This window comes from Acinetobacter sp. YH12099, assembly GCF_013419195.1.
In the GTDB taxonomy this organism is placed as follows: domain Bacteria; phylum Pseudomonadota; class Gammaproteobacteria; order Pseudomonadales; family Moraxellaceae; genus Acinetobacter; species Acinetobacter towneri.
In genome coordinates, this window is the sequence record NZ_VPAP01000007.1 from 28,925 (window position 1) to 54,975 (window position 26,051).

General features: G+C 43.1%; 23 protein-coding genes. 17 read left to right on the plus strand and 6 right to left on the minus strand.

All coding sequences use genetic code 11. The annotated features are described in order from the left end of the window. The first annotated feature begins 246 nt into the window (after positions 1–246). From FTU39_RS06025 to FTU39_RS06055, 7 genes are all read left to right on the plus strand, one after another. Complete coding sequence (locus FTU39_RS06025) at positions 247–1,209, plus strand: RluA family pseudouridine synthase (RefSeq protein WP_180051865.1); 963 nt, start codon at positions 247–249, stop codon at positions 1,207–1,209. Between the two features lie 353 nt (positions 1,210–1,562). After that, positions 1,563–2,231 carry an HAD-IA family hydrolase gene (locus FTU39_RS06030; protein ID WP_180051866.1) on the plus strand — a complete coding sequence of 223 codons (669 nt, stop codon included), beginning with the start codon at positions 1,563–1,565 and terminating at the stop codon, positions 2,229–2,231. Positions 2,232–2,660: 429 nt separating this feature from the next. Beyond that, positions 2,661–3,458 carry a 2-keto-4-pentenoate hydratase gene (locus FTU39_RS06035; RefSeq protein WP_180051867.1) on the plus strand — a complete coding sequence of 266 codons (798 nt, stop codon included), beginning with the start codon at positions 2,661–2,663 and terminating at the stop codon, positions 3,456–3,458. A gap of 25 nt (positions 3,459–3,483) precedes the next feature. Continuing rightward, a complete protein-coding gene (locus tag FTU39_RS06040; RefSeq protein WP_096901306.1) occupies positions 3,484–4,380 on the plus strand; it encodes an acetaldehyde dehydrogenase (acetylating) in 897 nt (298 codons plus the stop codon). Between the two features lie 11 nt (positions 4,381–4,391). After that, positions 4,392–5,411 (plus strand): 4-hydroxy-2-oxovalerate aldolase, encoded by a 1,020-nt coding sequence (gene dmpG / locus FTU39_RS06045; RefSeq protein WP_096901305.1) that lies wholly within the window; start codon positions 4,392–4,394, stop codon positions 5,409–5,411. A gap of 427 nt (positions 5,412–5,838) precedes the next feature. Further along, a complete protein-coding gene (locus FTU39_RS06050; protein WP_179989465.1) occupies positions 5,839–7,158 on the plus strand; it encodes an OprD family outer membrane porin in 1,320 nt (439 codons plus the stop codon). A gap of 278 nt (positions 7,159–7,436) precedes the next feature. Next, positions 7,437–8,297, plus strand: coding sequence for an alpha/beta fold hydrolase (locus tag FTU39_RS06055; RefSeq protein ID WP_004976044.1), 861 nt, complete (start codon positions 7,437–7,439; stop codon positions 8,295–8,297). Between the two features lie 65 nt (positions 8,298–8,362). Here FTU39_RS06055 and FTU39_RS06060 read toward each other — a convergent pair whose 3' ends face one another. Beyond that, positions 8,363–9,040: a DUF1345 domain-containing protein gene (locus FTU39_RS06060; RefSeq protein ID WP_180051868.1), complete on the minus strand. Its 678-nt coding sequence runs from the start codon at positions 9,038–9,040 to the stop codon at positions 8,363–8,365. Between the two features lie 314 nt (positions 9,041–9,354). After that, positions 9,355–10,254 (minus strand): DNA-binding transcriptional regulator HcaR, encoded by a 900-nt coding sequence (gene hcaR, locus FTU39_RS06065; RefSeq protein WP_180051869.1) that lies wholly within the window; start codon positions 10,252–10,254, stop codon positions 9,355–9,357. Between the two features lie 281 nt (positions 10,255–10,535). On the opposite strand from hcaR, the gene hcaE reads away from it, so the two are divergent. The 8 genes from hcaE to FTU39_RS06105 all read left to right on the plus strand — a co-directional run bounded on the left by hcaE (position 10,536) and on the right by FTU39_RS06105 (position 18,127). Further along, complete coding sequence (gene hcaE, locus FTU39_RS06070; protein WP_180051870.1) at positions 10,536–11,903, plus strand: 3-phenylpropionate/cinnamic acid dioxygenase subunit alpha; 1,368 nt, start codon at positions 10,536–10,538, stop codon at positions 11,901–11,903. Then, positions 11,900–12,418 carry a 3-phenylpropionate/cinnamic acid dioxygenase subunit beta gene (gene hcaF, locus FTU39_RS06075; RefSeq protein WP_104853007.1) on the plus strand — a complete coding sequence of 173 codons (519 nt, stop codon included), beginning with the start codon at positions 11,900–11,902 and terminating at the stop codon, positions 12,416–12,418. Before hcaE ends, hcaF begins: the two co-directional genes overlap by 4 nt. Continuing rightward, positions 12,418–12,744 carry a 3-phenylpropionate/cinnamic acid dioxygenase ferredoxin subunit gene (gene hcaC / locus FTU39_RS06080; RefSeq protein WP_004976057.1) on the plus strand — a complete coding sequence of 109 codons (327 nt, stop codon included), beginning with the start codon at positions 12,418–12,420 and terminating at the stop codon, positions 12,742–12,744. The genes hcaF and hcaC overlap by 1 nt, the downstream gene beginning before the upstream one ends. Positions 12,745–12,746: 2 nt before the next feature. Next, the gene (gene hcaB, locus FTU39_RS06085) at positions 12,747–13,562 is read left to right on the plus strand and encodes a 3-phenylpropionate-dihydrodiol/cinnamic acid-dihydrodiol dehydrogenase (RefSeq protein ID WP_004976058.1); all 816 of its coding nucleotides are present in this window, start codon (positions 12,747–12,749) and stop codon (positions 13,560–13,562) included. Between the two features lie 71 nt (positions 13,563–13,633). Beyond that, positions 13,634–14,599 carry a 3-carboxyethylcatechol 2,3-dioxygenase gene (locus tag FTU39_RS06090; RefSeq protein WP_167845747.1) on the plus strand — a complete coding sequence of 322 codons (966 nt, stop codon included), beginning with the start codon at positions 13,634–13,636 and terminating at the stop codon, positions 14,597–14,599. 4 nt (positions 14,600–14,603) lie between these two features. Next, positions 14,604–15,830, plus strand: a complete 1,227-nt coding sequence (gene hcaD, locus FTU39_RS06095) for a 3-phenylpropionate/cinnamic acid dioxygenase ferredoxin--NAD(+) reductase subunit (RefSeq protein WP_131261062.1) — start codon at positions 14,604–14,606, stop codon at positions 15,828–15,830. Positions 15,831–15,918: 88 nt separating this feature from the next. Beyond that, positions 15,919–16,827, plus strand: coding sequence for a DMT family transporter (locus tag FTU39_RS06100; RefSeq protein ID WP_096902690.1), 909 nt, complete (start codon positions 15,919–15,921; stop codon positions 16,825–16,827). 247 nt (positions 16,828–17,074) lie between these two features. Further along, positions 17,075–18,127: an MBL fold metallo-hydrolase gene (locus FTU39_RS06105; protein WP_180051871.1), complete on the plus strand. Its 1,053-nt coding sequence runs from the start codon at positions 17,075–17,077 to the stop codon at positions 18,125–18,127. A 163-nt stretch (positions 18,128–18,290) separates the two neighbouring features. Here FTU39_RS06105 and FTU39_RS06110 read toward each other — a convergent pair whose 3' ends face one another. After that, a complete protein-coding gene (locus tag FTU39_RS06110; RefSeq protein WP_096902685.1) occupies positions 18,291–19,811 on the minus strand; it encodes a catalase in 1,521 nt (506 codons plus the stop codon). Positions 19,812–20,079: 268 nt separating this feature from the next. Continuing rightward, the gene (locus FTU39_RS06115; protein ID WP_131261060.1) at positions 20,080–20,712 is read right to left on the minus strand and encodes a TetR/AcrR family transcriptional regulator; all 633 of its coding nucleotides are present in this window, start codon (positions 20,710–20,712) and stop codon (positions 20,080–20,082) included. A gap of 81 nt (positions 20,713–20,793) precedes the next feature. On the opposite strand from FTU39_RS06115, the gene FTU39_RS06120 reads away from it, so the two are divergent. After that, a complete protein-coding gene (locus tag FTU39_RS06120) occupies positions 20,794–22,446 on the plus strand; it encodes an acyl-CoA dehydrogenase family protein (RefSeq protein WP_131261059.1) in 1,653 nt (550 codons plus the stop codon). A gap of 135 nt (positions 22,447–22,581) precedes the next feature. On the opposite strand, the gene FTU39_RS06125 is transcribed toward FTU39_RS06120, so the two are convergent. Continuing rightward, positions 22,582–23,073, minus strand: a complete 492-nt coding sequence (locus FTU39_RS06125; protein WP_004976080.1) for a macro domain-containing protein — start codon at positions 23,071–23,073, stop codon at positions 22,582–22,584. A gap of 442 nt (positions 23,074–23,515) precedes the next feature. Between FTU39_RS06125 and FTU39_RS06130 the strand changes: the two genes are divergently transcribed. Continuing rightward, positions 23,516–23,707, plus strand: coding sequence for a hypothetical protein (locus tag FTU39_RS06130; RefSeq protein WP_004976081.1), 192 nt, complete (start codon positions 23,516–23,518; stop codon positions 23,705–23,707). A 15-nt stretch (positions 23,708–23,722) separates the two neighbouring features. Here FTU39_RS06130 and ptsP read toward each other — a convergent pair whose 3' ends face one another. Continuing rightward, positions 23,723–26,020 (minus strand): phosphoenolpyruvate--protein phosphotransferase, encoded by a 2,298-nt coding sequence (gene ptsP, locus FTU39_RS06135; protein ID WP_167845752.1) that lies wholly within the window; start codon positions 26,018–26,020, stop codon positions 23,723–23,725. Positions 26,021–26,051: the final 31 nt, after the last annotated feature.

A 26,051-nucleotide genomic window follows, 5' to 3' on the forward strand; every position in this document is an offset into this window, starting at 1 on the left:
AAGCCTTCGGCGTCGGCATAATTCTTTTGGGACCTGCTCGTATGTAGTGGGATGTTGGTTGATTGCTCTATTTCAGAAAAACCTGAAAAGATTCAACGTGAACCCACTGACGATGGTTTCCGTGCGCTGACTATATCAAACCTTGCATCATCTGCCTATGGGCTAAGCTTATGTTTCTTGTGTAAAGCATAGCCTAAATGATCAGTTTTTAATCAATTTTAGTATTTTATTAGGTCTCTTAACTGTATGAATTCTACCCAACAATGGCAAAGTGTCACTTGGTTTGAAGTGGATGAGCATCAAGCGGGTCAACGCATCGATAATTTTTTGTTTAGTCGTTTAAAAGGGGTGCCTAAAAGTCGCATCTATCGTTTGATTCGTGAAGCGCAGGTGCGGGTCAATAAAAAGCGCATTAAAGCAGAAACCAAACTGAATATTGGCGATCAAATTCGTGTGGCGCCGATTCGCTATGAACAAAAAGACGACAGTGCTGCTCCAATTTCAGACAAGGTGGCACAGGGTTTATTGAGCCGTGTGGTTTATGAAGATGAAGGCTTGATGGTGGTGAATAAACCTTCGGGCATTGCAGTCCATGGCGGCAGTGGCGTTGCCTACGGGTTGATTGAAGGCTTACGTGCTGCGACAGGTAAAAAATATTTGGAATTGATTCACCGTATTGACCGTGATACTTCAGGCTTGGTGATGATTTCCAAAAAACGCAGTACCTTAAAAACCCTGCAAGATTTATTGCGCGAACATAAAATCCAAAAAACTTATGCTGCGATTGTCAAAGGGCAGGTGAGTTTGGATCAACAATTGATTGATGCGCCGTTGCATCGTTATGAATTGGCGAATGGCGAACGTCGTGTACGTGTATCTAAAGAAGGTAAAGAGTCTAAAACCCAGTGGAATGTGGCTGAGCGTTTTATGCATGCAAGCTTGGTATATGCTTCGCCGTTGTCAGGACGTACCCATCAAATTCGTGTGCATGGTTTAAGCATTGGGCATCCGTTGGTGGGTGATGATAAATATGGTCATCAAACTGAATATCGGGGTCCTGCGCCACGTCGTTTGTGCTTACATGCCATGCGTTTGGAAATTCCAGGCTATCCTGTGATTGAAGCGCCTTTACCTGAAGATATGCAGAGTTTGGTGGCGCAGTTGAGAGCGCAAAAGGCGGATAAGCCGACGGCGCCACCTGAGTTTTAATTTTTGTAACTCTCTGTTGTGCGATAGCAGCTTGCTTCTTTTTAAAGATGAGGAACATTGTTTCGCAAAAAGGAGATGAGGTTTTCAGGGGTAATTCACTGCCACATTTTAAAGTTTTTAATTTAAATTTTTGGTGTATAGGCTATGCCTTACTTTTCAAAGATGAAAAGTAACAAAAAACTTTTGTTTCGCTGATGGAACATCTCTGTGCCACAGCGAAACGGCGACATCCATGTCGCCCTTCGCGTATCGAATATTTGTTGTGATATATGTGCTGATTCTTGGTCGTTTATCCTTTTGGGTTAAGGTAAAGCGAGGGAATTTAAAAGCCGAATCAAATCTAGGAATCTAATATGAACAAACCTGTAGAACTCATCATTTTTGATTGGGATGGCACCTTATTTAATTCCGTCGGTCAAATTGTGGCGAGTTTGCAGTTCGCAGCACAACAATTTCAGCAACCCCTGACCGATGCTGCGGCTAAAAGTATTATTGGTTTGGGTTTGCCTGAAGTGGCACAGCGTTTATTTCCTGAAGTTCCAGAGCTGCATCAAGCGATTTTGCAGTGCTATTCAGAACACTATGTCGAACACTCAAAAACCAATGCTTGGTTTGAGGGTGTGGCAGATATGCTCGATGAGTTGTCAGGTTTGGGACTGAAATTGGCAGTGGCAACAGGCAAAAGCCGTAAAGGTTTAGACCGAGTGTTGGCGCAAACCCAAAGTCAGGATTTGTTTGTGGCGACACGTGCTGCAAGTGAAACCAAATCTAAACCTGATCCTTTAATGCTGCAGGAAATTTTGAGCAGTACCGATGTGCAGGTCGGGCAAGCGATTATGGTGGGTGACACTTCTTACGATTTAGAAATGGCACAAAATATTGCTATGCCGCGTGTAGGCGTGAGTTATGGCGTGCATAGTGTAGAGGTGTTGCAGCGTTATCAGCCTTTAACCATTGCAGATGATGTGCCGAGTTTGCATGATTTTTTAGTGCAGCAATATCGTTTACGTCAGGCGAGTTAAACCCAGTAAAACAATTTAGATGAATTTGAAATTAGAGTAACTTGAAAAATTTCAGGTTGCTCTTTTTTTATGTACTTTTGGGAGCGTCATAAAAAGGCTTAGCTTTTAGTCTAAAGTTAGGATTAAGACATTTTAAGATTGCTGCGAATTGCCGAGTCAATGACTCGGAAAATAATGTCATAGCCTACAGACAACTGTTTTGCTTGCTTTTTATAAAAATAGATTAATAGCTAATAGCTATTGAAAAAAAGAAAATAAGTATTGGCATAAACCCGCCATTTTTCCGATTCTTAATCAGTTTACATACCTCTGAGCTGGATAGCTTGTCCTGAGAATGGACAAGATCGGGGTCATCATCCCTATTTTCTATTATTACCTTTCCAACATCTCGGGGTATATGCCCAATTTTTGCAGTTTAAGGAAACATTGATGTCGAATTCTGCTGTTGTTGAATCAGTTGCGCAAGCATTACGTACTGCCGAACTCTCTCAAACTGCGATTGCGCCAATCCGCCCAGAACTTGGTGGTGAAAGTGCTGACGTAGATATTGCCTATGCCGTTCAAGAAGTGAATACCGAACGTGCCTTAAAAGAAGGTCGTCGTTTGGTGGGGCGTAAAATTGGTTTGACCTCTAAAGTGGTTCAAGCACAACTGGGTGTAGATCAGCCTGACTTTGGCATGTTGTTTGCCGATATGGCTTATGGTGATGGTGAAGCGATTCCTGCAGGTTTGCTGATTCAGCCAAAAGTAGAAGTAGAAATTGCATTGGTGATTAACCAAGATCTAACCAAAGAAAAACACACGTATGCGGATATTATCAGCGCGACTGAATATGCCTTGCCTGCCATTGAAGTGGTCGATAGCCGTATTGAAAACTGGAAAATTAGTTTGATTGATACCGTGGCCGATAACGCATCTTCTGCTGCATTCGTTCTAGGTTCAAAACCAGTCAAGCTAGAAAATCTGGATTTGGTGAACTGCAAAATGGTGATGACCCGTGGTGAAGAAGTAGTTTCTCAAGGCGTGGGTAAAGCTTGTTTAGCAAATCCATTAAACGCTGCCGTGTGGTTAGCCGATGAAATGGTGCGCCGTGGTCGTCCATTGTTAAAAGGCGACATCATCTTAACTGGTGCTTTAGGTCCTATGGTTGTTGCACAGCCAGGTGAAGAATTTAAAGTCGAAATTGAAGGCTTTGGTTCAGTGACAGCTGCGTTTGCTGCGGAATAAATCGAGATTCTAAGAGAGTACATGCATGAAAAAGATTAAATGTGCAATGATTGGTCCAGGTAATATTGGTACAGATTTGCTTTATAAATTACAACGCAGTGAATGGTTAGAGCCTGTGTGGATGGTGGGAATTGACCCAACCTCTGAAGGTCTAGCTCGTGCGGCAAAAATGGGTTTAAAAACCACAAGTGACGGTGTAGATGGTCTTCTTCCTCACGTACTTGAAGATGACATTAAAATTGCTTTTGATGCAACTTCCGCTTATGTGCATGCAGAAAACAGTCGCAAACTGAATGAACTTGGCGTGTTGATGATTGACTTAACGCCTGCAGCAATTGGCCCATTCTGCGTACCACCAGTGAACCTTGAAGCGTTGCTACAAGCGGGCGAAGTGCCAAACGTCAACATGGTGACTTGTGGTGGTCAGGCAACAATTCCTATGGTGGCTGCAGTTTCTCGTGTTCAACCTGTGGAATACGGTGAAATTATTGCAACGGTATCGACTAAATCTGTGGGGCCGGGTACACGTAAAAACATTGATGAATTTACCCGTACAACTGCAGGCGCGATTGAAGAAGTTGGCGGTGCAAAACAAGGTAAAGCCATCATCATCATTAACCCAGCTGAGCCACCTTTAATGATGCGTGATACCGTTCACTGCTTAGTGGAAGGTGAGCCAGATCAGGCAGCGATTACAGCATCTGTGCATGCCATGATCAAAGAAGTGCAAAAATATGTACCGGGTTACAAACTTGTAAACGGCCCTGTTTTTGATGGCAACCGTGTTTCAATTTTCTTGGAAGTTGAAGGTTTGGGTGATTACTTGCCTAAATATGCAGGTAACCTAGACATTATGACTGCAGCGGCTGCACGTACTGCAGAAATGTTTGCAGAACACGTTTTCAAAACTGCTGAAGCTTAAGGAATACCAAAATGTCTAAGATTATTATTAATGATATGACTTTACGTGATGGTATGCACCCAATGCGCCATCAAACCACGCCAGAGCAAATGGTTGCGATTGCCACTGCTTTGGATGATGCAGGTGTGCCTTTAATTGAAGTCACACACGGTGATGGCTTAGGTGGTAACTCTGTGAACTATGGTTTTGCAGCCGCTACTGATGAAGAATATCTGAAAGCAGTGATTCCAAACCTGAAACAGGCAAAAGTTTCTGCACTATTACTGCCAGGTATTGGAACAGTTGATCATCTGAAAATGGCGCATGATGTAGGCGTGGCAACCATTCGTGTGGCGACACATTCGACTGAAGCAGACGTTTCTGAACAGCACATTACTGCAGCACGTAAACTGGGTATGGACACTGTGGGCTTCTTGATGATGGCGCACATGGCTTCTCCTGAAAAATTGCTCGAAGAAGCACAAAAAATGGTGTCTTACGGTGCAAACTGTATCTATGTAACAGATTCTGCAGGCTATATGTTGCCTCAAGATGTGACTGATCGCGTAGGTATTTTACGTGCCAACCTCGCCTCAGACATCGAAATTGGTTTCCATGGTCACCATAACTTGGGCATGGGCGTTGCGAACTCTGTATCGGCTGTGACCGCAGGTGCAACCCGTGTTGACTTGGCTTCGGCTGGTTTAGGTGCAGGCGCAGGTAATACACCACTTGAATTGTTTGTAGCGGTCGCAAACCGTATGCAAATGGAAACAGGTGTGGACTTGTTTAAAGTGCAGGATATTGCTGAAGACTTGATCATTCCAATGATGACGCATCAAATTCGTGCAGACCGTGATGCAGCAACTTTAGGTTATGCAGGTGTTTACTCATCGTTCCTATTGTTCGCAAAACGTGCCGAAGCAAAATATGGAGTATCTGCGCGTGAAATTCTACTTGAGCTTGGTCGTCGCGGTACGGTGGGCGGTCAGGAAGATATGATTGAAGACTTGGCATTGACTATGTCTAAAGCACGTGAAATGCAAGCCTAAGTTTTTAATATAAAGCAGGCTTGAATTAAGCACTCCAAATGCGTTTGGGGTGCTTTTTTTATGCTGTGAAAGATGTAAAACGTGCTGAATTTTGTGCTAATTAAAATGTTTTTCTTATAAGTTAGGTTTATAGAAAATAACGCTAACACATGGGGTTAAAGTTAAAAAAGATTAATCCTTCACATGATGCAAAAAATAACAGCGTTTTTCACCTAAATTAAGCAGTGAATTCAAATAAAAATTCATTTAGTGAGGATTTTGAGCTTAATTTTTTATCGTTAAAAAGAATTAAAAAACTTGGAAAAAAGCTGCTCGATACAGAAAGTGCTGAATTTGTAGAAAAGCTTAATACTGTGGTCGGATTTTTTTCATGACAAGAGTTTTGCATGATGCCCAGATTCGCTTATTGGATGAATAGGAAAAACGCATGCATCGTCACAATTTATGGATAGTACTTTTTGCTGCGACAGCAACTTTAGGGACAACTGCAACTCAGGCAGATTTTATTGACGACAGCAATATTCAACTTAAATTTAAGAATTTTTATTTAGATCGTGAATATGCTCATGAAGCAGGACGCTCAGTTACTCCGGGTTATGGAAACTGGACTCAAGCTGTAACTTTAGATGCCAAATCTGGCTATCAAGATATTGGTGCAGGCATTCAAGTCGGTGCAGATTTATTAGCTCAATATGCGATAGGTTTAAAATCACGTGGTGAAGTGAATGATATTCACATGCCTTTTAACTATACCGAGAAGCGTACTGAGCGTGATAATGCAAAAGTTGGTGCAACTCTAAAAGTTAAATTTTCTGAAACTGAATTAAAAGTAGGTGACTTATTACCAATGTCACCTGTGGTGTTTTTTGACCCATCGCGTCAATTGTTAACGACTTATAGCGGTGCATGGTTAGAATCAAAGGATTTAAAAGATACTAAATTAACTTTGGCTTATTTAGATGGTATTAATGCACGTTATGATAACCAATACCAAGATTTTACGTTGTTCCCTCAAAATAATTTTTCTGCTGCTGAAGCGAATAAATTAAGCACAGACGATGGCATGTATCTTGTGGGAGTAGATCATCAATTTACCCCTAAAGTAGGTGGAAGTTATTGGTATGCGGATGTAACCAACATCTATCAACAACATTATGTCGCTGCAAACTATAAAACGACTTTGGCTGAAAAAACTAAGCTGGATACCCATGTACGCTATTTTGACAACAGCGAATCGGGTGACAAGCTGTATGGCAATATTGACAGCCAGGCCGTGTCTGCGGGTGCAAAAATCAACAATGGGATGCACACTGTACAGTTAGGTTATCAACAAATGTTTGGTGAGCACGGTACAAAAGCCCCAATGTTCCCGACCTTGGGCGGGTGGGTGCCGCAGCCTTACTTAGACAACTGGTCTGTGGCGAGCTTCATTCGTAAAGATGAGCGTTCTTGGAGTTTGGGTTATACCTATAATTTTGCTGATGTGGGTGTATCTGGTTTAACAGCGACAGTACGTCATTTTCGCGGTGATAATATAGATGGTACTTACCATAAGTTAACCAACAATGCTGGTCAGTCGCTTAAAGAGGGTAAAGAAAACGAAACGAATGTAATCGTAAATTATGTTGTGCCTGAAGGTAAACTTAAAGGACTTGGTTTTCAGTACATGTTCATCGATACCAACTTTAACTTTGCGAATGACTTAGAAGAACACCGTATCGCCACGACTTACACTTATAAATTCTAAAGCTAGATAAAAATCAGAGCGGCTTTTTATAGTCGCTCTTTTTTTAATATTTACTGAATAAATACCTTATATAAATTAAGACTTTTATTTTATTAAATTTATAAAATTCAAAGAGTTGTTTAATCGTTTTTTTGTAGGTTGTGATCGTAAATTTGTATCAGTTGATGCCGTGTGAACAGGTAATATAAGCCTGTAAAAGTAATGTTGAATGAGTCCACTTGACGTCAAATTCTATACCTAGAGCCAAACGCAAGCTAAAGACTGTACGAGGAGTATATATGAGCACTGTTCAAATCCCTGACTATACAACAGATCCATTCTTTGGCTTAGAAGATAAATGGATTGAAACAGCAGAAGGCGAATTAACGCATTATCATGAAGTGGGTGAAGGTACACCTATTCTATTTTTACACGGTTCAGGTACAGGCGTATCGGCTGCTGCAAACTGGTGGTTAAACTTGCCACAAATTGGTGAGCAAGCACGTTGTATCGCCATTGATACCATCGGCTATGGTCAAACTGTGGTTGCACCGGGCACACAATATGGCATCCGTGCATGGGTAGATCATGCTGTACGTACTTTAGATGCATTGGGCATTGAAAAAACTTGGTTGGTGGGTAACTCGTTGGGTGGCTGGTTGGCATTCCAGTTGGCATTGGATTACCCAGAGCGTGTTCTTGGTATTATCTCAATGGGTACAGGCGGTGCAAAACAGACTGCAGCCCTCAAAGCGCATGCAAATCCTGTATTGACTGAAGAAGGCATTAAAAAGACGCTTTCAATGTTCGTGGTAAATAAAGACTTGATTACAGATGAGTTGGTCAAAGTCCGTTTTGCTTCTGCAAAAAATGACTATGCTTCAGACCGTTTAATGGATGTTGTGGGCGCGCGTGACCGTGACCGTTTCGAGTTCCCACTCGACTTTGACAAAATGAAAGACATCACTGTGCCTGTATTGCTGATTCACGGTACGCAAGATGTGGTGATTCCAGTATCGCGTACATGGGATATTTTAAATATTGTGCCACATGCCGATGCACACATTTTCAGCCAATGTGGTCACTGGTCACAGGTTGAAAAAGCGGAAGAATTTAACACTGTGATTAAAAACTACTTAACTGCACGTGGCGTAAATTAAGCGCAGTGAGGTAAAAAAGGATGGCAATTTGCCATCCTTTTTTATGGATGTTTTATGTACCCAATTTAGTGCTGAATAAAGCTCGCGACCAAGTTAATGCAAATTGCCAAAATAGTGGTATTAAAGCTATAAGCCAAAATAATATGTAGCGTGTTCAGTACCCGCATGGGTTGTGAGCTAATCGAGACATCGGCGGTTTGTGCAGATGTACCAATCACATAGCTGAAATATAAAAAGTCAGGATAGGTTGGATGCGACGTCTTGGGAAAATCCAAACCACCTTCTTGCTGCTGTTGCAGTGCCAAATAATAGTCATGCGCATAGTGAATCGCAAAAATGGTGTGCATAAAAAACCAAGCACATAAAATAGTGGTAATGGATAAAATAAAATGTCCCATGCGCACAAACTCACTTTGTGCAAATAAATTCACCTCGACAATGATCGCAATAAAGCACATCACTAAGGTTAGAAATACCAAGAATAAAATCAGCCATTTGCTGGCATCTTGCTGTTGGGCGCGTTGCAAAATATGTGCATGATCACTGTGCCACAGATTAAGCATGGTCAGCAGTAAATAGCAGGAAATGGCAATACTCCAGCTTAGTAATAAGCAACTTGACCATACCCATGTACTGAAAGTTTGAAATATGGCATACAGCACAATAGTAATTACAAAACTAATAAAGAAATAAGGACGTGACTGAATACCAGATCGCATGCGTGTAAATGGATTTTTTAGCATTCTTATTCCTTTTAAGGCTTTTGTTCTCACCTGATTGTGCGCTGTTTTATGGCATGAGTCTAAGTAATTCTGGGTATTTCAGGTAGGTTTGCTTATTAGACTTAAGTTGTAATTTAAGACGCTAGATGGCAGCAATTTTATATAGAAAGGCGCTGTGATATTTGAAGTCAATAAGCATTCATTTTGTATTATTTTTCAAAAATAAGTTTAGACTTAAGTCTAAAGCTGAGTATTGATGCAGAAACAATAAAAAAGTGCTTTTTATCGTAATGGAGAAAAAGCACTTTTATGATTGGGTATTTCAGACTTGTGGCTTATTCGCGGTTTATGTCCAAATAGAACACGCGAGTGAGCAGCTCTAAAAATTTCTGTACAGCATGTGAGTTGCTGTTTTTGCCATAACTCACATATAAGTCTAAATATGGTAATTCCACATCTAAGGGGCGAATCACAGTATTTTCCATGGTCAGCGGCGCAACATAGCCCGGTAAAATAGTGCAGCCCAAACCCATGCCTACAGAGTTGATATTAAATAAAATATTGTCTGCTTTTTGCACAATATTCAGTTCAATATTATGTTGTTTAGAAAAATCGACAATCAAATGGTGCAAGGTATAAGATGCTTCTGCCGCAGGAATAATAAAATCTACGCCATTTAAAGCTTTAACAGGAATACGCTCATATTTTGCTAATGGATGATCTTTAGGCAAAATAAAAATCAGCGGCTCACGTAGCACAAACTGACTTTCAATTTCATCACTATTGATATTGTGTCGGGTAAAGGTGATGTCGAGCCCACCTTTTTTGATCATCTTCATTTGCTCGGTATTGTTCAAGCTGAGCAATTCAATTTTCAAATCTGGGTTTTGTACCCGTAAGTTAGGCAGTACAAAGGGGAAAATTTTCATTTCCGCCACCGGTACAAAGCCAATACGCAGCATTTGCTGTTTGGCTTGTGAAACTTGACGTGCCATGGCAACGGCTTTGTCGGCTTGGGCAAGGGTCAGGCGAGCCTGTTCCAAAAATACAGCGCCTTCTTCGGTCAGTTCAACCTTGCGTTTGGTACGGTTTAACAGTTTAACGCCAACATCTTCTTCTAAGTCTTTAATTTGCTGACTCAGCGAAGGTTGAGCCGTATAAAGCTTAAGTGCCGCTTTACTGAAGTTGAGTTCTTCAGCCACGGTAATGAAGTAGCGAAGGTGACGTAATTCCATACAGCCATTCCAAAGATTAATTCAAAATATGTCTTACTATAGATTAATAAAAGTATAATCTATAAACAACCATCAGATGAAAATTATTGTGTCATTTAGGAAGTAAATAGGGTTTTATCATTGTGTAATGTTTTAATCGCATAATATAAAGTTTTATTAATCTATAAAATCTATTAATTGAAACAAAAAAAATATTTCACTAAACGTCCCTAAAAAATCATTATCCATCCAAAGTTGAGTCTATTTACTTTGTGCCGTTGTTGGTCACAGGAGAGCTTTTCATGAGTGGAAAAATTGATGTGCGCGAAATCGACGCTTTGGTCGATGCACAAAATGGACGTATCACTCCATCTATTTATACAGATCCAGATATCTACGAATTAGAACTTGAACGCGTGTTCGGCCGTACGTGGTTGTTCCTGTGTCATGAAAGCCAAATTCCTAAAGCTGGCGACTTTTTCAACACCTACATGGGTGAAGATCCAATTATTGTGGCACGTCAAAAAGACGGTTCAATCAAAGCATTTTTAAACCAGTGCCGTCACCGCTCAATGCGTGTGAGCTTCGCAGACTGTGGTAATACGCGTGCATTTACTTGCCCATACCACGGCTGGTCTTACGGTATTGATGGTTCACTCAAAGATATTCCATTAGAAGAACGTGCTTATCCTCAAGGTGCTTGTAAAGAGCAATGGGGCTTGGTGGAAGTGAACCGTGTGAAGTCTTACAAAGGCTTGGTATTCGGTTGTTGGGATGAAACGACTCCTGACCTAGAAGAATACATGGGTGATATCGCTTGGTACTTAGATGGCGTAGTGGATCGTCGTCCGGGTGGTACAGAAATTATTGGTGGTGTACACAAGTGGGAAATTGACTGTAACTGGAAATTTGCTGCAGAACAGTTTGCCTCTGACCAATACCACGCATTGTTCTCTCACGCATCTGCCATTCAGGTTTTGGGTGCAAAACCAGATGATGACAGCAGTAAACAATTGGGTGCTGCACAAACCGCTCGTCCTGTTTGGGAAACTGCGAAAGACGCACTTCAATACGGTTCACGTGGTCACGGTTCAGGTTTCTTCTTTACAGAAAAACCAGATGCAAACGTATGGGTTGATGGTGAAGTTGCCAATTACTTCCGCGAAACTTACGAAGAAGTGAAAGAGCGTTTAGGCGAAGTACGTGCTTTACGTCTTGCAGGTCACAACACCATGTTCCCAACACTGTCTTGGTTGAACGGTACTGCAACACTGCGCGTATGGCATCCACGTGGTCCAAACAAAACTGAAGTATGGGCATTCTGTATTGCCGATGCTGAAGCACCTCAAGACGTGAAAGAAGCATTTGAGCGTTCTGCAACACGTGCTTTCGGTCCTGCAGGTTTCTTAGAGCAAGATGACTCTGAAAACTGGATTGAAATTCAAAAAGTATTGCGCGGCTATAAAGCACGTCAAAACAAGCTCATTGTCGAAATGGGTAAAGGCAACGAAAAAGTACGTGAAGATGGTATTCCAGGAATCACCAACTACATTTTCTCTGAAACTGCAGCACGTGGTATGTACCGCCGTTGGGCAGACTTGCTGATCCATGAAAAATGGGAAGACGTTGAAAAAGCAGCTGACGAATACGAGAAGGAGCTAATGAAATGAGTCAAATCAGTTTAGAACTTCAACATGAAGTGAGCCAATTCTTGTATCGCGAAGCAAAATTGCTGGACGACTGGAAATTCCGTGAGTGGTTAGACCTCATGGCAGAAGACATTTCTTATACCTTGCGTACCACACCAAATGCGCAAACCCGTGACCGTCGTCGTTCAGTTGAACCACCTACAACTTGGGTGTTCAACGACAACAAACACTTGCTTGAGCGCCGTGTTGCACGTCTGGAAACAGGTATGGCATGGGCTGAAGAACCTCCGTCACGTACCACGCATATGGTCAGCAACGTGATTGTTGAAGCGACAGAGGTAGAAGGCGAATACGACGTACACGTGACTTACTTGTTGTACCGTACTCAAAAAGAGAAAGACGTGACTATTTACTGTGGTAAGCGCCATGACAAAATCCGTCGTGTTGAAGGTGGCTTAGGCTTCCAGATCTTCAACCGTAAGATTGTACTTGACCAAGTAACCTATAACTCACACAACCTGAGTGTATTCTTCTAATGAATAAAATCTTTGTTTGCCAAGTTGACGAATTAGACGAAGGCGAAGCGTTAAAAGTGGATTGCGGTGTGAATGGTATTGAAGCACTGGCAGTATTCAACAACGGTGGTGAGTTCTTTGCCATGAATGACCGTTGTTCACACGGCAATGCCTCAATGTCTGAAGGTTATCTTGAAGATGATGGCACAGTTGAATGCCCACTGCATTCTGCACGTTTCTGTTTAAAGACTGGTCAAGCATTATGCTTGCCAGCCACCGACCCGATTCAAACTTTCCCTGTGGTGGTTGAAGACGGCGCGTTATATGTAGAAATGGCAGGAGAGTAAGCATGGGTTGGCTAAAAGGCGAAGTGGCACTGATTACAGGTGGCGGTTCTGGTTTAGGTTGGGCTTTGGTCGAGCGCTTTCTTGAAGAAGGTGCGCATGTGGGCGTGTTACAGCGCTCACAATCTAAAGTCGATGCCTTAAAAGAACGTTTTGGTGATCAAATCGTGGCAGTCGCTGGTGATGTTGCCAACTATGCAGACAATGTCCGTGCTGTGCAGGCCACTGTGGAGCGTTTTGGAAAGCTGGATTGCTTTATTGGCAATGCAGGGATTTGGGATCACTACGCAGATATCGTCAATACTTCTGGTGAGCAGCTTGAAAAAGCCTTTGATGAAATCATGGGCATCAATACCAAGGCGTTAATCTTGGGGGCAAAAGCAGCACTGGATGAGTTGGTGAAATCTGAAGGTTCTATCATCTTAACCTTATCCAATTCTGCGCTGTATTCTTCAGGCGGTGGTCCTGTTTACACTGCATCTAAACATGCAGGTGTTGGCATCATGAAAGAGTTGGCTTATGAATTGGCACCTAAAGTACGTGTCAATGCTGTTGCGCCTTCAGCGATGAATGTCAATATTAAGGGCGCAGCATCTTTAGGTCAGGAAAACCTAGGCTTACTCGATGCACGTGATCCTGAAAAAATTGCACGCGGTATGCCGCTGAATTTCTTGCCTGAGCCAGAAGACATGACTGGTTCGTATGTGCTCTTGGCATCGCGTCAAAATAACCGTGCGCTGACTGGCGTTCTGATCAATGCAGAATGTGGTTTGGGTATTCGTGGTTTGCGTCAACCACGTGCAGGTTTTTTTGACGAATAAAATTGAGTCTAAATTCAATAGACGAATCGGCAGCCTTTCTCTGGGCTGCCTTCCTTATTTAGGAGTCTTTCATGGCCGTTAAACTCATTTGTGCATCGCACAGTCCTTTAATGGAATTTGCAACACCGCAAGATCAATCTAAAGAACAAAAAGTTCGTGCTGCCTTTGAGCAACTTTCTGCCGAAGTCAAAGCATACGATCCAACCCTGATCATTACCTTTGGTCCAGACCATTTCAACGGTTTCTTTTACGATTTGATGCCAAGTTTCTGTGTCGGTATTCGTGCTACGGCTGCGGGTGACTGGGACTACGGCAAAGACAACAACCGTATTGATGTGCCTGAAGACAAAGCCTTGGCGATGGTGCGCCGTGTGTTGGATGAAGGTGTAGATGTTGCATATTCGTATCGTATGCAGGCCGACCATGGGGTGACTCAGCCATTACACTTTTTGTGTGAAGGGCAGCTAGATCGTTATCCAACCATTCCCGTGTTTATTAATGGCGCTGCAGCGCCGATGCCAACCACCAAGCGTACCATTGCTTTGGGGCGTGCTGTGGGTCAATTTATCAAGTCGTTGAATCTTGAAAATGAACGTGTTCTTGTTTTAGGTACAGGTGGTTTGTCGCACGATCCACCAACACCGCAAATGGGTTCAGTACCGCCTGAAGTTGAAGAATTTTTAATTGCAGGTCGTAATCCGAGTCCTGAAGCACGTCATGCACGTCAGGCTAAAGTGATTGCAGTCGGTCAAAAACTTGCAGCAGGTGATACCTCTGTGGCTGTGCCGCTCAGCCCTGAGTGGGATATTGCCTTGCTTGAAAAATTCAAACAGGCAGACTTTGTGGCTATGGAAGCCATGACCGAAGCTGAAATTCGTCGAGATGGTGGTCGTGGTGGTCAGGAAGTCCGTTCGTGGATGGCTGCTTTTGCTGCGTTAGATGAACTGGGTGCGTATGAAATGACCACGCATTGCTATGAAGATATTAGTGAGTGGATTGCGGGCTTTGGCATCGTATCTGCCGAGTTAAAAGGTTAAGCCCATGAGCGTAGAAACAATTGTGATTGTGGGTGCAGGTCAGGCAGGGGCGAGCGCCATTCTTGAGCTGCGCGGCAATCAATATGCAGGCAATATCATCTTAATTGGTGATGAAACACATTTGCCTTATGAGCGTCCACCGTTGTCTAAAGATGTGATTTTGCGTCCTGAAGAAACCAAAATCGAGATTCTGTCGGAAGAAAAATTGGCAGAACTAGGTGTGACCACTATTCGTGGCAATGGCGTGAGCAAAATCAATGCCGAAGCACATACGGTTGAATTGCAAAATGGTGAGGTTATTGCCTACGACAAGTTGTTACTTGCCACAGGCGGTGCTGCACGTCGCTTGCCAAATTTTGATGCCTTAGGTAAACACGTTTACACGTTGCGTAATCTTGAAGACTCGCAAGCCTTAGTCCCTGTATTACAAGCGGGTCGTCGCATCATCTTAATTGGTGGTGGTGTGATTGGTTTAGAGTTGGCATCTTCAGCACGCTTTAAAGACTGTCAGGTAACCGTCATTGAAATGGGACCAATGGTGATGGGACGTTCATCACCACTCATCTTGAGTGAGTTTTTACTGCAACAGCAGTTATTGGCAGGAGTTGATGTACGTCTGTCTACGCAAATTGCAGACTGCAAGCTAGATGGTGAAGAAATTGTCGTGACCTTAGAAGGTGGCGAAGAACTACGTGCCGATGCGGTGATTTACGGTATTGGCATTATTCCAAACGCACAATTGGCAGTTGAAGCAGGTTTAGATGCAGACTTTGCGGTGCATGTGAATGAAAACTGTCAAACTTCAAACCCAGATATTTATGCCGCGGGTGATGTCGCATCACAACTGCGTGAATGTGGCAACCATCGTCGTGTAGAAACTTGGGAAAATGCCAACCTGCAAGCAGGTATATTCGCGCGTCATGTGATGGGCGTGGAACATCCTGTAGCCAATCCCGCTTGGTTCTGGACTGATCAACTCGACATTAACTACCAATTTGTAGGAGATATGTCAGCAGCAGAATGGCATGTGCGTGGTGAGATGGATGCTTCCAAACGCAGTGAGTCTTCATTCGTATTGTTTGGTGTGACCGATGGCGTGATTGTCGGCGGAATTACCGTCAACTCAGCCAAAGATATGCGTCACTTGAAAAAGCTGATTGCTAAACAAGCTGCTTTTGAAGCAGACAAATATTTAGATGTGAGCCAAGACCTTCGCAAATTGGTGAAGTAAGCTTGAACTGATGAAAAACAGACCTGAGGCAACTTGGGTCTGTTTTTTATCTGCCGAAGAAAAGTGTCCATTTTATGTTGAGCAAGCGATGAATACGAATACATCTCCTGTTGTGGTAACCGCCAGTATTTATGCCTTATTGGTACTCATCTGGGCGACCACGCCATTGGCGATTGTCTGGAGTGTGCAGGAAATTCATCCAATGTGGGTTTTGATTATCCGCTACTTTGGGGCTTCCGTGATTGCGCTGTGCGTGCTTAAACTCATGCGCGATCCACTGCCTTTTGATCACACCTCAATGAAAAGCTATTTGGCGGGTAGTCTGAATTTAATTGGTGCACAGCTATTTATTTACTTGGCCGCCAATTATTTAACTTCAGGCTTAATGGCACTGATTTTTGGTTTTTCTCCTTTAATCGCAGGCTTGATTGGTCATGTGATTTTACGCACGCAAAAATTGATTGCCTTACAGTGGACAGGGATGGCAATTGCGATTGCAGGACTCAGCTTTGTCTTTGCAGACTCTGCCGACAGCAAAGTGAATCCATGGGGCGTGGTGTTGATGTTTATCAGTATGCTGTCCTATATCAGCTCAATTTTTTGGGTCAAACAAATCAATGCTCCTTTAAAGCCGATGTCACAAGCCACAGGTTCTTTATTGGTATCATCGGCAGGGTCATTGTTATTAATTCCCTTTATTTGGTCGCATTTCCCGACTCAAATGCCAAGCAGCCAAGCCATGATTGGTTTTGTATTTACCATGATCATGTCGTCTATTGTCGCCATGCTGTGTTATTTCTGGCTGATTCGTCGTTTAAATGCCTCAACCGTATCTTTAAGTAATGTGATGACTCCCATCATCGCGTTAATTTTAGGTGCGACCTTAAATAATGAACACATCAGCATGAATGCGTTTATTGGCATTGCCGTGGTGATGTTCGGGATTGTGATGTATTTCTGGAAAGAATGGCGCGAACAATATTTTGCTAAACGCTAAGCCCGCATTGCTATACCCGTGTTTAGGTTTTTCTAAAGCCTCGTTTATCTGAGGTGTAAATTTCCGATCATTAACCCGCTGTCGATACGACTTTTTTCTCAAAACAACAAAAACATAAAGGAAATTGCCTGCTTGATTTCGCTACTATGCGTGATAGAGTCAACACATGAACCAAAGCTGTGTTTTTTTCTGAACAGATCAGGATAAAAAGCATCATGGTAGATGCGCTATATATTATTGGGCTTACATGAACAACGTGGAACAAAAGCATTTTCAACTGCCAACGGAAGCCTGTTGGTCGCATACTTGGCGTAAACCCAAGCTGCAGTTTTTGCCTTCAAATCATTATGATGGAGCGCAGTTTTTTAATCCGATTGCGTGTCCTGAGGGGCGCAGCCAAACTGATTTATTGAAATGGTTGCTAAAACGCAAATCGAACAGTTGGAATGTCAATCCGCAACAAGAAGCACAGCAATTTTTTACAGCGCCAAGTGCTTTGCCACAATTACGTCCACACGCCAGTTTGGATGATTGGCAAGTTTGGTTTGTGGGGCATGCAACGGTGCTGATTCAAATTGGACCGTATAACTTTTTAACCGATCCAGTCTGGGCAGAGCATGCCAGTCCGAAACAGGGGCGAGGGCCTAAACGTGCCTGTCCTGCAGGGATTGCACTGGAAGATTTACCGACCATTCATGCCGTCTTCTTAAGCCATAACCATTATGACCACATGGATTTAGCCACCTTAAAATGGCTCAATCACAAATTTGCCATGCCTATTTATACAGGTTTGGGCAATAGTTGGTATTTACCACCAGACTTGCATGTGATTGAAATGGATTGGTGGCAGTCGGCTTTGTTTAAAGAGTTGAAAATTGTGTACACTCCTGCACAACATGGTTCTGGACGTGGCGCACGCGATCAGAACATGGCGTTATGGGGTGGTTTTTCTATTTTACATGGGCAAGATCATTGCTTCTTTGCGGGTGATACGGGTTATTCGCCACACTTTAAAGAAATTCAAACCCGTATGGGCGCACCACGTGTGGCACTTTTACCTATAGGTTCTTACGAGCCACGGAATCTGATGCGTTATATGCATATGAACCCTGAAGATGCCTTTCAGGCCCATAAAGATTTACATTCCAAATGTTCTTTGGCCATTCATTACCGCACTTTTGAGCTGACCGATGAAGGGCGTGAGCAACCAGAGGCAGACTTGCATCATGCCATGAAGCGTTCATCTAAATTAATGAATCCGTTTTATTGTATTCGTGAGGGTAAGAAATTAATTGTTTAATCTTTTAAAAACTTGACCTTAAATAAAAGTGACACGCTACTTTTCACGCTACTGAAAAGTGGCAATGATAGATATAGAACACAAAGCCCCTATCGAAATAGGGGCTTTGTTTTGGTGTTTAAAGTCTTGCTGTTTAGACTGACTTGATCTTTAACTACAAAGATTACAGTACGCCAGGCTGACCAAGTGCAGGGTCACTGGCACGTGCTGCTTGCGCATCGGCAACGGTCATGCCTAAAGCTGCTGCAACGCCTTCGCCATAAGCAGGGTCACATGCATAACAGTTACGAATATGACGATACTTAATAAAGTCTAAAGCATCACCCATAGCACGTGCCGTGTTATCAAACAGTGCTTGTTTTTGCTCAGGGTTCATTAAATTGAACAAGGCACGCGGCTGGCTAAAATAGTTGCTATCATCTTCACGATAATCCCAGAAATCTGCATCGCCACGAATTTTTAGCGGTGGTTCGCGGTATTGTGGTTGCTCTTGCCATTGATGGAAGCTGTTTGGCTCATAGTGTGGCAAGCTGCCATAGTTGCCATCCATACGACCCTGACCATCACGACGGTTTGAGTGCACAGGGCAGCGTGCAGCATTCACTGGAATTTGTGAATGGTTCACACCAACACGGTAACGTGCAGCATCGGCATAGTTGACCAAACGCGCTTGTAACATGCGATCTGGCGAGTAGCTAATTCCTGGTACAAGGTTGCTTGGTGCAAAGGCAGCCTGTTCAACATCTTGGAAGTAGTTTTCAGGGTTACGGTTCAGTTCAAATTCACCCACTTCAATCAGTGGATAATCACCTTTCGGCCAAACTTTGGTGAGGTCAAATGGGTGATAAGGGACTTTTTCTGCATCCAGTTCAGGCATGATTTGCACGAACAGCGTCCATTTCGGGAAATCACCGCGTTCAATGGCATTGTAAAGGTCAGTCTGGCTGCTTTCACGGTCACGACCAATCAATTCTGCTGCTTCTGCATCGGTCAGGTTTTGAATGCCTTGTTGAGTGCGGAAGTGGAATTTCACCCAGAAACGCTCATTATTGGCATTAATAAAACTATAGGTGTGGCTACCAAAACCATGCATGTGACGATAACCCACAGGAATACCACGATCCGACATCACAATGGTGACTTGGTGCAGTGCTTCTGGCAGCAAAGTCCAGAAATCCCAGTTATTGGTCGCATTACGCAGGTTGGTGCGTGGGTCACGCTTTACCGCTTTATTCAGGTCAGGGAATTGACGTGGGTCGCGGAAAAAGAACACTGGTGTGTTGTTACCGACTAAATCCCAGTTGCCTTCTTCAGTATAGAATTTTAAAGCAAAACCACGAATGTCACGTTCTGCATCGGCAGCGCCACGCTCACCTGCAACGGTAGAGAAACGAGCAAACATTTCAGTTTTTTTGCCAACTTCAGAGAAAATTTTGGCACGGGTATATTGGCTGATGTCGTGCGTGACCGTAAACGTACCAAACGCACCTGAACCTTTGGCATGCATACGACGCTCAGGAATTACTTCACGTACAAAGTTTGCCAACTTTTCATTGAGCCATAAATCTTGAGTAAGGAGTGGGCCACGTGCGCCCGCAGTCATACTATTTTGGTTATCTACAACAGGTGCGCCTGCATCGGTGGTTAAATGCGTTACAGGGCATTTTTTTATCTCTTGGCTCATCGTTGTTCTCCATTATTGTGATCATCATGTGGTGGGCTGTATTAGAAATTTAGCTTCTAAAACAAGCGGCCATGAACCGTTTTGTTTGTTTAAAAAATCAACTACAACACCACAATACCATGCAGATCGGGCTTTGTAGATGAAAGCTTTTCAAATCTCACCATTTTAATGTAAAACGATTTTTATAATTTTACAAATAGATAAATTTATTGTTTATGATTGGTGTATTCGATAGATCTTTGTAAACTAAATAATCAGTTTTGCTGCACTAAATGTCTGAAACTGCTGCTAAAAACGGTTGAATCGCCAATGAAATATCGGTGTGCAAGGCATCCCAATCTTGATAATGTGGATTGATTAATAAACTTTGCGAAATAAAACCATAACTGATGCGATGCAGATTCAAAGCAAGGCGCAGTTGTTGTTCGGCATTGTGTATGACAGGTGCGAAAATCTGTTGCCACATCTGTAGCATCATGCTGTAACTTTTTTGGTAAGTTTCAATGTGTGATACCTGCCGTTCCAGTAAAAAAGTCTGCGCCCAAAGCCATTGTTGTGCCTGAATTTGCTGAAGCTGAAACTGAATGATGGTTGCAATATAGCGGTTTATTTCAACAACTGTGGATAACTCAAGTTGCTGTTGGGCATAACTTTTTAAGTGTTCTGCATGCTGTTTGACTTGCAGGTGAATCGTCAATGCCAGTAAATCTTCTTTCTTGGCAAAGTATTCATAAAAAGTGCCTAAACCGACACCTGCCAAATTAGTAATTTCACGAATGGTAATTTCAGCTGCCGAGCGTTCATGCAAAAGCCGAACAAAACTTTCCTGTAAAGCCTCTTGAGTCAGTTTAGCCCGCGATTGGCGCGGCTTACGGCGCACTTGAACCTCAGAATTTTTCATAAATAAAGCCGAACACCTGAGCACATATTTTTCTCTATACTAAATGCAATGATAGCATCGCGTTTGTCTAGGAGTGACACAATGCAGACATGGATGACCCATCAAATTCAAAATCAGTTTGATGAATTACAAGACTATAACTTATTTGAAACCGATACGGTTTTACAAGAAATTTTAACCCGTTATGGCAGTCAAGATCAGACTCGACTGAGCGAATTGGGACATATTGCAGCATCGGCAGAATATTATCACTATGCCGATTTAGCCAATCGGCATACGCCTATTTTACATGCCTTCGATGCACGTGGACGTCGTAAAGATGTAGTGGAGTTTCATCCTGCGTGGCATCACTGGATGGCGCTGAATCGTAAGTTTGACACGCATGCACATCCATTTAAGCAACCGCAATCTACGGCAAAATGGGTCGATTGGGCCAGTCGTTTTTATTTGGCAGGACAGGTTGAGTGTGGCAATTTATGTCCAAATTCCATGACTTTAGGCAGTATTCCGCTCATTCAGCGTGAACCTGAATTATGGGCAAGCATGGGCGAAAAACTGTTATCGCATGAATATGACCCGCGTGATGTGCCGATTTCACAAAAGAAATCTATTTGGTTGGGCATGGGCATGACCGAAAAGCAGGGTGGTTCAGATGTACGTGCCAACCAAACGCTTGCCATTCCAGTCGCAGCAACAGGGCGTGGGCAAGCCTATTTGCTCACAGGTCATAAATGGTTTTTCTCTGCACCAATGTGTGATGCACATTTGGTGGTCGCCAATACCGAACAAGATGGTTTGGCTTGTTTCTTTGTACCGCGTTGGTTAGAAGATGGCAGAAAAAATAATATTCAGGTACAGCGTTTAAAAGACAAAGTGGGAAATCGGAGTAACTCCAGTTCTGAAGTCGAATTTCAGCAGGCGTGGGGCATCATGATTGGCGAAGCAGGGCGCGGTATTCCCACCATTATTGAAATGGCGAACTACACTCGTTTAACCTGTGCTGTGGGCAGTAGTGCCATGCTGCGTCAAGCCTTGGTGCAATGCCTTGCCTATACTCGACAACGTCAAGCATTTGGACAGACTTTGGCGAATCAGCCATTAATGCAGGCAGTCTTGGCAGATTTGGCTTTGGAAACTGAAGCTGCGGTACAGCTCAGTTTTCATTTGGCACATTGTTATGAAAGCGATGATGCTGTGTCTTTGGCATGGAAGCGTTTAATGACCCCTGCTGCAAAGTTCTGGATTTGCAAACGCGCGGTGGAACTTACAGGTGAGATGATGGAAGTTTTTGGTGGCAATGGTTATGTCGATAACAGCATCATGGCACGTATTTTCAAAGAAGCACCTGTAAATACCATTTGGGAAGGTTCAGGCAATGTCATGTGTCTGGATGTACTACGCGCTATGCAGCGAGAACCTGAGCTGATTCAGGTGTTATTGCAGGATTTTGCTCGCACTGCCGTTACTCATCCTATTTTGGGCAGTGAATTAGATGGTTTGCAGCAGTTATTGCAGACCACGAACAGCAACGATTTACAATTTATGGCACGTGCTTTGGTGAGCCGTTTGGTGATTTTGGCACAAGCGGTTTTGTTGTTGCGTTATGCGCCAAGTTTTGTGGCAGAAGGTTTTATTCAGTCGCGTTATAGTGCATTGCATGGGCAAGTGGTGGGTATGCTTAAACCTAAACAGGTCGATGTTGCATCCATCTTGCAGCGTGCATTTTCAGCATAGCATCCCTTGCTACTTGATTCTGCACAAAAAATTCACCCGCTTGGTAAAACCAAACGGGTGAATTGAACCGTATATTGCAGTCGAGTCGTGATCAATCACGCTCGCTTGTAGCAAAGCTGATTGCTTCAGCGAAACTTATTTCGCAGGCTCTTCAGCTTTTACACCTTTTTGATATAGAGTGTAGATGTAAATTGGAATATCCAAATCTTCTAAGTGTTTGTAGATGAGTGGACGTACATCTTCCCAATCTAAACCGCCTACACCTGTTGCAAGACGCGGTAACGCCAAGCTTTCAATTTTCTCTTCTTCAATCAACTGTTTTAAGTTTTTCAAAGTGCGGTTGACGTATTCTGTCGATGCTTTACCTGGTTTTGAACCGTTGTCATAAGCCGCTTCCTGAGTCATCAGGTTGACGATGCGTTGACCTTCGGCATTGACCCAAGTCCATTGCTCACCCGCTTTAGGATGGTAAATATGACAATAGTTGCGGAAGTCTTTATATAGCGCAGGCCAGTGCTCACGCAGACTTAAAGCCAAACCTGTTGCAAAGTTATCGTTAGGGGCAACACCGTGAGCAATCGCACGTGCTTCGCTCAGTAAAATATCTCCAGAAACTTCATAAATCATGAATTTGACTCCTGTTTTTAATGGTCTTGTTAAACTGATCTTCTATATTCATATTAGCCAATCATTGCCGTTTTTCTAGCGGATTTTATAACTACTAAGTCTTTGCAAAGTAATAAAATTTTTTAGAATTTCATGCTATAATTGTATGGGTAAAGCCGCTGAGTATTCTTTAAAATAGCCTTCAAAAATAACCGTCAGAAAAATCTGATAAAGTGGCGCAATAATTTATTTACCCTTCTTTTTATCTTAGCACTATTGAATGAAAGTCGCTTGTAAAATGTACAAAAAAGCGTATGATCGGCTTCCCAATTGAACATGGAACATTGGCGAGAGAATAGTCACGTTATGCAGAAGCAATTGGCTTGAATTTTCCCTCAACATCTCCATCTATAAAGAGTAGTGACACTGCTCATTTCTATGATCAACCGAAAGGAACAGCGCAATGGCAAAGAAAAAACAGCCTGAGCTTATTCAGCATAACTTTGTGGCCAAACACATGCACGAAGTCAACAAAAGTCAGGTTTTTGTAGACCGTAAGAAAAATGCCAAACGAGGCTATAGCAAACACAAACAAGGGCGATATTCCGATGATTATCGCCCTTGTTGTTTTTGGAGTGAATGGTGTGTTGCTTGAGGCTTAAACTAAGTTTTATGGAGATACGATACGTGTCGCTAGTTTCACCATATCGCCCAAGCCATGGGTTTTAAAATAATATTCCATCAGACTTTTCACCATCAGCGGATTATTCATTTTTAACGCCTGATCTAATAAATGTTGCGCATCGGTCATCGGTACATGACAAATTGCTTTACGCACCCGCAAGATATTACTTGAACTCATCGACAGGGTATTAAAGCCCATTGCCATCAGAATTACCGCAGACAGCGGATCTCCTGCCATTTCGCCACAAACGCTCACAGGCTTGTCATATTTATGACATTCTTTCACCAAGCGGGTTAAGGCGCGCAGTACTGCAGGATGAAAGTGTGAATAGACGTTGGCCACACGCGGATTGTTACGATCCACTGCCAATAAATACTGGGTTAAATCGTTTGATCCTACCGAGAAAAAATCCACCAACGGGGCAAATTCATCAATTTGCAGCAGCACACTCGGTACTTCTACCATAATGCCAATTTTCGGTTTGGTGATTTTAACCTGTTCTTCTTCCTGCACTGCTTGCAAGTCACGATCTAGCAAATACAAGGCTTCTTCAACCTCGCTGACACTGGTGATCATTGGCAGCAAAATATGCAGATTATTCAAACCAATACTGGCTTTGAGCATGGCACGAATTTGCGAAGAAAAAATTTCAGGATGATCTAGCGTGAAGCGAATCCCGCGCCAACCCAAGGCTGAGTTTTCTTCTTCAATCGAAAAGTACGGCAAGTCCTTGTCTGCGCCAATATCTAGCGTACGCATCACCACAGGTTTGTTGGCAAAGTGACTGAGCTGTTGGCGGTAAATAGCACGCTGTTCTTCTTCGCCCGGGAAACGGTCACGCAGCATAAATGGAATTTCAGAACGATATAAACCAACACCTTTAGCACCGCGTTGTACGCCACGCACCACGTCAATCATCAAGCCTGTATTGACATACAATTTTACCGCTACGCCGTCAGGGGTAATGGCATCTTTGGTTTCATATTGCTTGAGGTCTTTGGCAATCTGTTCTTCTTCTTTTTGAATTTCTTTATAGCGTGTCCGCATGCGACGTGGCGGGTTGATAAACACCCGACCTTGGTGCGCATCTACAATCATTTCCACATCGTCTAGGCTGTTGATCGGCAACTCAGTTACGCCAACTACGGTTGGAATACCCAAAGCACGTGCCACAATTACCATGTGAGAATTCATTGCGCCTTCGGTGGTAACAATCGCTGCAATTTTATCGACAGGTAGTTCTACCAAAGCTGCTGTGGAAATTTCTTCGCCAATTAAAATACTTTCATCGGTCAGTTCACGGTGACTGGCATCGGCTTCTTGTAAAGAGGCGAGAATACGACGCCCTAAATCTTTCAGGTCAGAAACACGTTCGCGTAAATAGTCATCTTCCATTTGCGAAAATAGGGCAATGTGATTGTCAATTACAATACGCACTGCACCTTGTGCCCAGTTACCTTCACGAATCAGTTCTTTAATTTCTGCAGGCAGGGCATTTTCATCCAACATGCGTAGGAACACACTGAATAAAGCGCGTTCTTCTGCCATTAAGGCATCCTGCATTTTGTCATCTAGTGCCTGAATTTCTTGACGCACTGCATCTAGTGCGTTGTCTAGTAATTCTAACTCTTCACTAATGTCTTCAGCTTCACGATCAGGTACAGCCGCCAAATCTGCAGGTGGATACAGAATTACCGCACGACCCAGTGCAATCCCGCCCGAACCTGATACGCCCTGAAAGGTTTTGTAGGCAGGCAGGTTGTTGGGTTTGCGGAACACATCAATGTTGCCCACGGCATGCGCATGCGCAATGACACCTGAAAGCTGAGCACAAAGTGTGACTAAAAAGGATTCTGCCGCTTCAGAAAAGTCTTGTTTGTCCTTGTTTTGCACCACAAGAACGCCCATAACTTTACGGCGATACATGACAGGCACGCCAAGGAAAGAATTATAAATTTCCTCGCCTGTTTCGGCCAAATACATGAAGCGTTCGTGTTTAGGTGCGTCGTCTAGGTTGACAATTTCTTCACGTTGTCCGACTAAACCGACCAAACCTTCACTGGTATGTAGAGACACATGCCCCACAGCCTCAGGATTTAAACCCTTTGATGCCATGAGCAAATAGCGTTGATTGCGTTCATCGAGCAGGTAAATAGAGCAGACATCCACATGCATGGCTTCTGCGACCTGATTGACCATAATATCGAGTGATTCATGCAAACTGGTGGACGCATTGATTTCTTGTACAATGCGTCTAAGGGTATCCAGTTGCATGTTCGACATACGCGCTACTCCATATTCCAATCAATGATTT